At 71.3% G+C, this 8,997-nt stretch carries 10 protein-coding genes and 2 pseudogenes; 8 read left to right on the top strand and 4 right to left on the bottom strand.

The genetic code is table 11. The annotated features are described in order from the left end of the window. Positions 1–8 precede the first annotated feature (8 nt). Positions 9–206 (bottom strand): hypothetical protein, encoded by a 198-nt coding sequence (locus tag RUTHE_RS06880; RefSeq protein WP_021097615.1) that lies wholly within the window; start codon positions 204–206, stop codon positions 9–11. A gap of 124 nt (positions 207–330) precedes the next feature. On the opposite strand from RUTHE_RS06880, the gene RUTHE_RS06885 reads away from it, so the two are divergent. Then, positions 331–753 (top strand): VOC family protein, encoded by a 423-nt coding sequence (locus tag RUTHE_RS06885; RefSeq protein WP_021097616.1) that lies wholly within the window; start codon positions 331–333, stop codon positions 751–753. Between the two features lie 71 nt (positions 754–824). Here RUTHE_RS06885 and RUTHE_RS06890 read toward each other — a convergent pair whose 3' ends face one another. Then, complete coding sequence (locus tag RUTHE_RS06890) at positions 825–1,160, bottom strand: hypothetical protein (protein ID WP_021097617.1); 336 nt, start codon at positions 1,158–1,160, stop codon at positions 825–827. Between the two features lie 148 nt (positions 1,161–1,308). Between RUTHE_RS06890 and trpA the strand changes: the two are divergent. Next, positions 1,309–2,098 (top strand): annotated as a pseudogene (trpA, locus tag RUTHE_RS06895) (tryptophan synthase subunit alpha). A gap of 464 nt (positions 2,099–2,562) precedes the next feature. Then, a pseudogene (locus RUTHE_RS06900) lies at positions 2,563–3,739 on the top strand (alpha-hydroxy acid oxidase). On the opposite strand, the gene RUTHE_RS06905 reads toward RUTHE_RS06900, so the two are convergent. Further along, complete coding sequence (locus RUTHE_RS06905) at positions 3,736–4,083, bottom strand: antibiotic biosynthesis monooxygenase family protein (protein ID WP_040645048.1); 348 nt, start codon at positions 4,081–4,083, stop codon at positions 3,736–3,738. The pseudogene RUTHE_RS06900 and the gene RUTHE_RS06905 sit on opposite strands and share 4 nt — an antisense overlap. 135 nt (positions 4,084–4,218) lie before the next feature. Between RUTHE_RS06905 and RUTHE_RS06910 the strand changes: the two genes are divergently transcribed. Genes RUTHE_RS06910 through RUTHE_RS06920 form a run of 3 tightly spaced genes read left to right on the top strand, consistent with a single transcriptional unit; the run spans position 4,219 to position 5,452 of the window. Further along, on the top strand, positions 4,219–4,620 hold the full coding sequence (locus tag RUTHE_RS06910; RefSeq protein WP_040645049.1) for a ketosteroid isomerase-related protein: 402 nt from the start codon (positions 4,219–4,221) through the stop codon (positions 4,618–4,620). Further along, on the top strand, positions 4,617–5,222 hold the full coding sequence (locus tag RUTHE_RS06915; protein ID WP_021097620.1) for a GNAT family N-acetyltransferase: 606 nt from the start codon (positions 4,617–4,619) through the stop codon (positions 5,220–5,222). Before RUTHE_RS06910 ends, RUTHE_RS06915 begins: the two co-directional genes overlap by 4 nt. Before the next feature lie 50 nt (positions 5,223–5,272). Next, the gene (locus tag RUTHE_RS06920) at positions 5,273–5,452 is read left to right on the top strand and encodes a CsbD family protein (RefSeq protein ID WP_021097621.1); all 180 of its coding nucleotides are present in this window, start codon (positions 5,273–5,275) and stop codon (positions 5,450–5,452) included. A 311-nt stretch (positions 5,453–5,763) separates the two neighbouring features. Here the strand turns inward: RUTHE_RS06920 and RUTHE_RS06925 are convergent, their stop codons facing one another. After that, positions 5,764–6,111: a hypothetical protein gene (locus RUTHE_RS06925; RefSeq protein WP_040645428.1), complete on the bottom strand. Its 348-nt coding sequence runs from the start codon at positions 6,109–6,111 to the stop codon at positions 5,764–5,766. Between the two features lie 207 nt (positions 6,112–6,318). On the opposite strand from RUTHE_RS06925, the gene RUTHE_RS06930 reads away from it, so the two are divergent. Together RUTHE_RS06930 and RUTHE_RS06935 are read left to right on the top strand one after the other, a co-directional pair. Further along, positions 6,319–7,347, top strand: coding sequence for a ligase-associated DNA damage response exonuclease (locus tag RUTHE_RS06930; RefSeq protein WP_040645429.1), 1,029 nt, complete (start codon positions 6,319–6,321; stop codon positions 7,345–7,347). Then, positions 7,344–8,939, top strand: a complete 1,596-nt coding sequence (locus RUTHE_RS06935) for an ATP-dependent DNA ligase (protein WP_021097624.1) — start codon at positions 7,344–7,346, stop codon at positions 8,937–8,939. The genes RUTHE_RS06930 and RUTHE_RS06935 overlap by 4 nt, the downstream gene beginning before the upstream one ends. The last annotated feature ends 58 nt before the right edge of the window (positions 8,940–8,997 follow it).

An 8,997-nucleotide genomic window follows, 5' to 3' on the forward strand; every position in this document is an offset into this window, starting at 1 on the left:
GGCCCGCCTCAGCGCCGGGCCGCGCGGCGATCCTCCTGCCGCTGCCAGATCAGGATCCAGGCCAGGATCACGAACAGCGGATGCCCCAGCCCCCCGGACATCAGGATCGCGGGAAGCCAGATCAGGAAGGTCAGGATGGCCACCACGGGACGACCGGCAAGCAGGATCGAGAGCGGCGGCAGCAGAAGGGCAAGCACATAGTTCATGACCCCCCATATGGGGCGCCACGGCGGCAATACCAGACCCGCGGGCCCGGCGATTCCCCTTTGGAACAAATGACGAACATGCTACCCTGTCCGGGCAGGCCGATTCGCGCCTCCGGAGACCGCCATGACCCCCGTCCCCTACCTGTTCTTCAACGGCTGCACCGAGGAGGCGCTGCGCAGCTACGCCCGCATCTTCGGCTCGCCCGAGCCCGAGCTCCTGCGCGTGGGCCAGTCGCCCGAGACCGCGATAGGCGGCGACCCGGAGGCGATCCTGCACGGATCGGTCCGCATCGGGGATGGCCTGCTCTACGCCTCGGACTGGTCGGGAGCCGAGCCGATGGCCGGCGTCTGCATCGCCGTGACGGGCCGCGACGAGGGCGAGAGCCGTCGCCTCTTCGACGCGCTGGCCGAGGGGGGCACGGTCGTCATGCCCCTTGAGCGCACCTTCTGGTCGCCGGCCTTCGGGCAGGTCACGGACCGCTGGGGCACGCGCTGGATGATCGACACCGAATCGCCCACCGAAGAATCGCCCGCCGAAGACGCCTGAGCCGCAGGACAGATCGCCATGCCCACCCCCTACCTCCACTTCCAGGGCCGCTGCGCCGAAGCGCTGACCTTCTACGCCGAGGTGTTCGGCGCCCCGCCCCCATGCTCATGCGCCATGCCGACAGCCCCGACGCGCCCGAGGCGTGGCGTGGCACGCCCCATGTCATGCATGGGGATGTCCATCTGCCCGACGGCCCGCTGATGGCCTCGGACTTTCCCCCCGGCATGGAGGGCGACCCGCAGAAGGCCGTGTCGGTCATGCAGGCGCTGCCGGACCGCGCAGCGGTGCAGGCCGTCTTCGACCGGCTCTCGGAAGGCGGCGACGTCGTCCAGCCCCGTGCAGGAGACCTTCTTCGCCCCCGCCTTCGCGATGCTGCGCGACCGCTTCGGCACGCACTGGATCCTCATGGCCCCGCCCCGCGCCGCCCCCGCCGGGGCGGCCAGGCCGGTGGAAGCGGGCGCAGGGCCCTGAGGGCGCGGCCTGCGAGGGCGCGGCCTGCCTTGCCTTTCGCCGCCCTCTCGCGCAAATCCGACCGGACACCGAGGGGAGGCCGGGATGGGGCGGATCGAGGAAACCTTCGCAAGGCTGCACCGCGAGGGCCGCAAGGCCTTTGTCGCCTACATCATGGCAGGCGACCCGGACTACGAGACCTCGCGCGCCGTGGCGCTCGGCCTGCCCGATGCGGGGTGGACATCGTCGAGCTGGGCACCCCTTCACCGACCCGATGGCCGACGGGCCGACCATCCAGATGGCCGGACAGCGCGCCCTGGCCGGCGGGCAGACGATGGAGCGCACCCTGGCCATCGCCCGCGACCTGCGTGCACGTCACCCCGCGACGCCCATCGTCTGGATGGGCTACTACAACCCCATCCATGCCATGGGCGTGCCGCGCTTCCTGCAGGCCGCGAAGGAGGCGGGAATCGACGGGCTGATCGTCGTGGATCTGCCGCCCGAGGAAGACGGCGAGCTCTGCCTGCCGGCCCGGGCCGCCGGGCTCGACTTCATCCGCCTTGCCACGCCCACCACCGACGATGCCCGTCTGCCTGCGGTGCTGCGCAACAGTTCGGGCTTCGTCTACTACGTCTCGATCACCGGGATCACGGGCGCCGCCGCCCCCGAGGCCGCCACCGTCGGCCCCGATGTGGCGCGGATCAAGGCCGCGACCGATCTGCCCGTGGTCGTGGGGTTCGGCATCCGCAGCCCCGAGGCCGCCCGCAGCATCGCCGCCCTGGCCGATGGGGCGGTCGTCGGATCCGCCATCGTCGCCCGGATGGGAAAGGGCGAACGCCCCGAAGCCGTGCTGGATTTCGTCCGCAGCCTGGCTGAAGGGGTGCATGACGCCTGACCGCGTCGCGGGCGACGCCACAGGCGGCAGGAGCGGACAGGCCGGCAGGGCCGGCAGGGCATGGGCCGGCCTGGGGCCGGTCAGGGCCGCACGGGCGCGGCCGGCGAAATCGCTCCATGCGCGGGGGGGATGGGGCCGGTCCGGCCGCGGGCGGAACCCCCGGCGCGGGGGCAGCGCCACCCCGGCGATCGCGGCCGCGCGGGCCGCCAGCAGCCGCTGGAGCGGCGGGGGCGCGGCATGACGGGTGGCAGCAGGCATGGGCGGTCCTTTCTGGCGATGAACAATCCCCCCCCTCATGCCGCATCAAGGGTTGACAAATCCTTTGCGCAACGCGCGCTCCGGGGGCGATCCGCGCAACACCCCCGGCAACAGCGCCGCGCCGCGCGCGCCCGCCACGGCCCCGCCCGGCATGGACGGACCGTGACGGGACTGATAGGGATTCCGCGCCCTTAGAGGAAGCCGCCATGCCCGTCATCGCCGAGATTGCCGATCTCAAGCGCCTCCATCGCCGGCGCACGCCGCGCATGTTCTACGATTACTGCGAATCGGGATCCTGGTCGGAGCAGACCTTTCGCGACAATACCGCCGATTTCGCGCGCCTGCGCTTTCGCCAGCGCGTCGCGGTGGACATGTCGAACCGCTCGCTCGCCTCGACCATGCTGGGCGAGCGGGTGACGATGCCCGTGGGCCTCGCGCCGATCGGGAGCCTCGGGATGCAGGCGGCGGATGGCGAGATCAAGGCCGCCCGGGCCGCTGCCCGCTTCGGGGTTCCCTTCATCCTGTCCACGATGTCCGTCTGCTCGATCGAGGACGTGGCCGAGCATGTCCCCGAGAAGCCCTTCTGGTTCCAGCTCTATGTCATGCAGGATCAGGGCTTTGTCGACGAGATCATCGCCCGGGCCAAGGCGGCGCGCTGTTCGGCGCTGGTGCTGACGCTGGATCTGCAGATCCTCGGGCAGCGGCACAAGGATCTGCACAACGGCCTGTCCACGCCGCCCAGGCTGACGCTGCGCAACATGGCCGATTTCGCGACGCGGCTGCGCTGGTCCTGGGGCATGGCGCGCACAAGGCGGCGCACCTTCCGCAACATCGTCGGCCATGCACGGGATGTGGGGAATCTCGCCTCGCTGTCCGCCTGGGCCAACGAGCAGTTCGATCCGCGGCTCGACTGGGCCAAGGTGGAGCGCATCCGCGCGCAATGGGGCGGCAAATTCGTCATCAAGGGCATCCTCGACCCGGAGGATGCCCGCCTGGCCGTGCAGGCGGGGGCCGATGCCATCGTCGTGAGCAATCACGGGGGGGCGGCAGCTCGACGGCGCGCTGTCGTCGATCCGCATGCTGCCCTCGATCGTGCGGGCGGTGAAGGGCCAGACGGAGATCTGGCTCGATTCGGGGATCCGCTCGGGGCAGGACGTGCTCAAGGCCGTCGCGCTGGGGGCAGATGCGACGCTGATCGGCCGGGCCTATGTGCACGGGCTCGGCGCGATGGGCGAGGAGGGGGTGATGCGCGCGCTCGAAATCATCCGCCGCGAGATGGATCTGACCATGGCGCTATGCGGGCGCCGCGACATCCGCGCCGTGGGGCGCGACATCCTTCTGGTGCCGCGCGACTTCGAGGGCGACTGGGCGGACGGCGCCTAGCCGCGCGATCCCGATGGCGGCTGGCGTCCGAACACCCCCGCCACCTCGACCATCACCGGCTCGAAGCTGCGGCAGAGCGCGGCAATGGCGCGGTTGCGCTCGCGCATCTCGGGGGTGCGCAGCATCGCCTGATAATCCTCGCGCCGCGCCCATTGGGAATAGTTGACGACCCGCGTCCGCGCATCGTTGACATGCAGCGCCGCGCCGAGGAACCCGGGCTGCTGCGCGATGCATTCGCGCAGCGCCGCCTCCAGGGCCTCCAGCAGGTCGAAGCAGGTCGCCGGCGAGGTCTCGAAGGTGGTGATGACGGTCTGGCCGGCAAAGTCCGGGCGGATCTCGGGCATGGGCGCCTCCCTTCCAGTCCGGTCCAGCATCGCATGGGCGGGGGCGGCGGGCCAAGCCCGAACCCGGCCGCAACCCTTGTGCTGCCGCGGCAGAAGCGGCTAACCCTCTGCCCGATCAACCGGAAGGGATCCGTCATGACCGCCCGCGACACCGTCCTGGCCTATTACGAGGCCTTCAACCGCGCCGACTGGGAGGGGATGCTCGCCCAGCTGACCGACGACATCGAACATCACGTCAACGAGGGGAAGATCCGCCGCGGCAAGGACCTCTTCCGGGAATTCCTGGCCCATATGGACCGCTGTTATAGCGAACGGCTCGAGGACATCGTCGTCATGGCCTCCGAAGACGGCACCCGCGCCGCGGCGGAATTCACCGTGCACGGCACCTACAAGGCGACCGATGCCGGCCTGCCCGAGGCCCGGGGCCAGACCTATGTCCTGCCCGCCGGCGCCTTCTTCACGCTGAAGGACGGGCGCATCGCCCGTGTGACGACCTATTACAACCTCGCCGACTGGATCGCCCAGGTTTCGCGATGACACTGCTTGTCCGGCCCCTCGCCCGGGAGGAGATCGCCGCCCGCCTGCCCGATCTGGCCGCGCTGCGCATCCGCGTCTTTGCCGACTGGCCCTATCTCTATGACGGCGATACCGCCTATGAGGAACGCTATCTGCGCAGCTATGCCGAAAGCGCAGGGGCGGTCGTGGTGGGCGCCTTCGACGGGGACCGGCTGGTGGGCGCGGCGACGGGCACGCCGATGGAGGATCACGCCGCCGAGTTCTCCGCCCCCCTGGCCGCGGCGGGCATCGCCCCGGCCGAGGCCTTCTACTGCGCCGAATCGGTCCTGCTGCCCGATTATCGCGGGCGCGGCATCGGCCATCGCTTCTTCGACCTGCGCGAGGATCAGGCCCGCGCGCTCGGCCGCCGCTGGTCGGTGTTCTGCGCCGTGATCCGCCCCCCGGATCACCCGGCGCGACCGGCCGCCTATCGCCCGCTCGATTCCTTCTGGCGCAGGCGGGGCTATGCCCCCCTGCCCGGCGCCGTCGCCCGCTTCCGCTGGCGCGACCATGGCGATGCGGAGGAGACGGAAAAGCCCCTCCAGATCTGGCTGCGCGATTTGTCCGCGCCGGCGGGAACCTGATCCGGGCTGGCGCGTTCTGCTCCCGACGATCGAAACGGGAGATTCCGATCATGGCGAATGAAAGCCATATCAAGGGCGCCGCGAACACCATCGCCGGCAAGATCAAGGAAGGCGTGGGCAAGCTGACCGGCAACCCGGAGCTCGAGGCCGAAGGCAAGGCCGAGCAGGTCAAGGGCAAGGTCCAGAAGACCTGGGGCGACGTGAAGGATGCCGCCTCCGGCAAGAGCTGACCGGACGGCCCGAAAGTGACGAGTGCGGGGCGCCTTCGGGCGCCCCTTTTTTCGTGGTTCCTTCCGCGGCGCCGATCCCTTTGCGGATCCTTCATGGCCCGGGATGGTCGGGGATGGCCCGGGATGGTCCGGGATGGTCGGGGGGCGCGGTCCGCAGGGGCCTGCGCCCCACCCGCCCGGATCCTGCCCTGGGGGGCCGGGTCCGGGCGGGATGTCGGGCGGGGTGATGACGGCGGGGTGATGACGGCGGGGTGATGACGGGGCCTGCGGCGATGCGGATGCTGGAGCGATCCGGGCCGCGGGCCGCTTTCTCAGGCCCCGCCGCCGCGGATGCTGTCGCCCCCCTTCGTCTCCGAGCGCCGCCCCAGAACACTGTCGAGCTGCCGCGCCATCTTGCGGCCGGCGCCCAGGGCGGCCTCCAGGGGATCGCCGGCAAGATGCGTCACGCCCAGCGGATCGAGCCCGGCAGGCCGCGCCTCGATCGCACAGCGGATGTCGCTGTCGGTGCTGCGCGCGGCACTGTCGTCGCTCAGATGGATCTCGATCCGCGTCAGACTGTCCTCGAACCGGGCGAGGATGCCGCGGATCTGCTCCTCGATATGCAGCGCCGTGGAGGCATCGAGGGTGACATTGTCGCCGCTGTTGATCTGGATCTGCATGAACATGGGCCTTTCCGGTTTTGCCGGACCAACCCCCGGAGCGGCGGCGGGGTTCCCCTGGGCGCCCTTCCGGCCCCCGGCTCTGCCCCTGTGGCCTTGCCCGTGGCCTTGCCCGTGGCCTTTGCTGCGGCCTTCGCTGCGGCCTTTGCTGCGGCCTTCGCTGCGGCCGCCCTTTCCGCCGCTCCGGGCCGCGCTATCCTGCGCCTCATGCCCGCCGGACCCGTCCTGACCGTCACCGATTGCGGCCTCTTCTGCCCTGCCGGGGACTTCTTCATCGACCCCTGGCGTCCGGTGAATCGCGCGCTTGTCACGCATGGGCATGCGGATCATGCCCGCCCCGGGATGGGGGCCTGTCTGGCCACCGATGCCGCCGCCCCCGTCCTGCGCCACCGTCTGGGGGATATCCGGCTCGAAACGATCCGTTATGGCGAACGGCGCCGCATCGGCGATGCGACCGTCAGCTTCCACCCCGCAGGCCATGTTCCCGGTTCGGCCCAGATCCGGGTGGAGGTCGGCGGCGAGGTCTGGGTCGTCTCGGGCGACTACAAGCTGGAGGATGACGGTCTTTCGACCCCCTGGGAACCGGTGCCCTGCCATGTCTTCATCAGCGAATGCACCTTCGGCCTGCCGCTCTACCGCTGGCGTCCGCAGGCCGCGATCGCGCAGGAGATCAATGCCTGGTGGTCCGCGAATGCCGCCGAAGGGCGCTTCTGCCTGCTCGGCGCCTATGCCCTGGGCAAGGCGCAGCGCCTTCTCTCCCTTCTCGATCCTGCCATCGGGCCGATCCTGACCCATGGCGCCATCGAGGCGACCACGGCGATCCTGCGCGCACAGGGCCTGCGGCTGCCGGCGACGACACGAGTCGGCGCGGATCCCGACCTCAGGGCCCATCGCGGGGCGATCGTGCTCTGCCCGCCATCGGCCATCGGGTCGCCCTGGGCACGCCGCTTTGGCGAGGCCCGCACCGCCATCGCCTCGGGCTGGATGCAGTTGCGCGGGATCCGCCGGCGACGGGGGGCCGAGAGGGGCTTCGTCCTCTCCGATCATGCCGACTGGCCGGGGCTCAATGCCGCCATCGCGGCCACGGGCGCGTCCCGCGTCCTCCTCACCCATGGCTTCACTGTCCCCTTCCGCCGCTGGCTGGAGGAACAGGGCCATCAGGCCGGGATCCTCGCCACCGATTACGGAGAGGAGGACGCCCCCGAACCCGATGCCGCGGCGGGCGGCCCCGCATGAGGGATTTCGCCGCCCTCTATGCCGCGCTCGATGCCACCACCCGCGCGGGAGAGAAGGTCGCCGCCTTGGCGGCCTATTTCCGCACCGCACCGGAGCGCGACCGCCTCTGGACCATCGCGCTGTTCTCGGGCCACCGGCCGAGGCGTGTCGTCCCGGCCACCCGCCTGCGCGACTGGGCGGCCGAGGCGGCAGGCCTGCCGCCCTGGCTGATGGAGGAATGCCATGCCGCCGCCGGCGACCTGTCCGAGACGATCGCCCTCGTCCTGCCGCCGCCCTCGCGCCGGATCGACCGGCCCCTCTCGGCCTGGATCGACCGCATCCGGGCGTTGGCCAGCCTGCCCGAGGCCGACCGGAAGGCGGCGATCCTCGAGGCCTGGGACAGCCTGCCCCCGCCCGAACGCTTTCTGTTCAACAAGCTTCTCTCGGGCAGCTTCCGCGTCGGCCTCTCGCGCGGGCTGATGACGCGCGCCCTGGCCCGGGCGACGGGCCTGCCCGAAGCGGATGTCGCCCACAGCCTGATGGGCGACTGGTCCCCCGACGGCACGGACTGGGACAGGCTGCTGGGAACGGGCCAGCCCCGCAATGCCGGTGCCCGCCCCTATCCCTTCTGCCTTGCCGCCCCGCTCGAGGATCCGGCCCTCGTCGCCGATCCCGCCGGATGGCTCGCCGAATACAAATGGGACGGCATCCGCGGCCAGCTCATCCTGCGCGGGGGCGTCCATCACCTGTGGTCGCGCGGAGAGGAGCTGATCACCGACCGCTTTCCCGAACTGGTCCGCGCGCTCGACTGGCTGCCCCCCGGCACCGTGCTGGACGGAGAGGTCATGGCCTGGCGCGACGGCCCCCTGCCCTTTGCCGCCCTCCAGACCCGCATCGGGCGCAGGACCCTGACACGGGCGGTCCTCGAGCGGGCCCCGGCGATCCTGATGGCCTATGACCTTCTCGAACAGGACGGGCAGGACATCCGCGCCCTGCCCCTGGCCGATCGCCGCGCCCGGCTCGAGGCGCTGCTGGCGGGGCTGCCGCCCGAGGCCCCCCTGCGCCTGTCGCCTGCACTGCCCTTTGCCGGGCCGGAGGATCTGGCCGCGGCCCGCGCCGCCTCGCGCCGGGCGGGGGCCGAAGGGCTGATGCTCAAGCGCCGTGCCTCTCCCTACGGCACGGGGCGGCGCCGGGGCGACTGGTGGAAATGGAAGATGGATCCCTTCCGCGTGGATGCCGTCCTGGTCTATGCCCAGCCCGGTTCGGGCCGCCGCGCCGGCCTGTTCACCGATTTCACCTTCGCCCTGCGCGACGACGGGGGGGCCCTCGTGCCGGTCGCCAAGGCCTATTCCGGCCTCACGGACGAAGAGTTCCGCCAGATCACCGCCTGGGTCCAGCGCCATACCATCCGGCGCTTCGGCCCCGTCCGGCAGGTGGAACCCGTGCAGGTGTTCGAGATCGGCTTCGAGGGGATCCGCGAGAGCCCCCGCCACCGCTCCGGCATCGCCCTGCGCTTTCCGCGGATGCTGCGCTGGCGCCGCGACAAGCCGGCCGACGAGATCGACAGCCTCAAGACGCTGCGGGCGCTGCTGGCGGCGCAGGGCGGGGGCTGACCGGCGGGAGCGCGTCGCAGGGGCGGCCCGGCCGGCGGCGGCTCAGCCCAGGGCGGCG

It is taken from the genome of Rubellimicrobium thermophilum DSM 16684, from assembly GCF_000442315.1.
In the GTDB taxonomy this organism is placed as follows: domain Bacteria; phylum Pseudomonadota; class Alphaproteobacteria; order Rhodobacterales; family Rhodobacteraceae; genus Rubellimicrobium; species Rubellimicrobium thermophilum.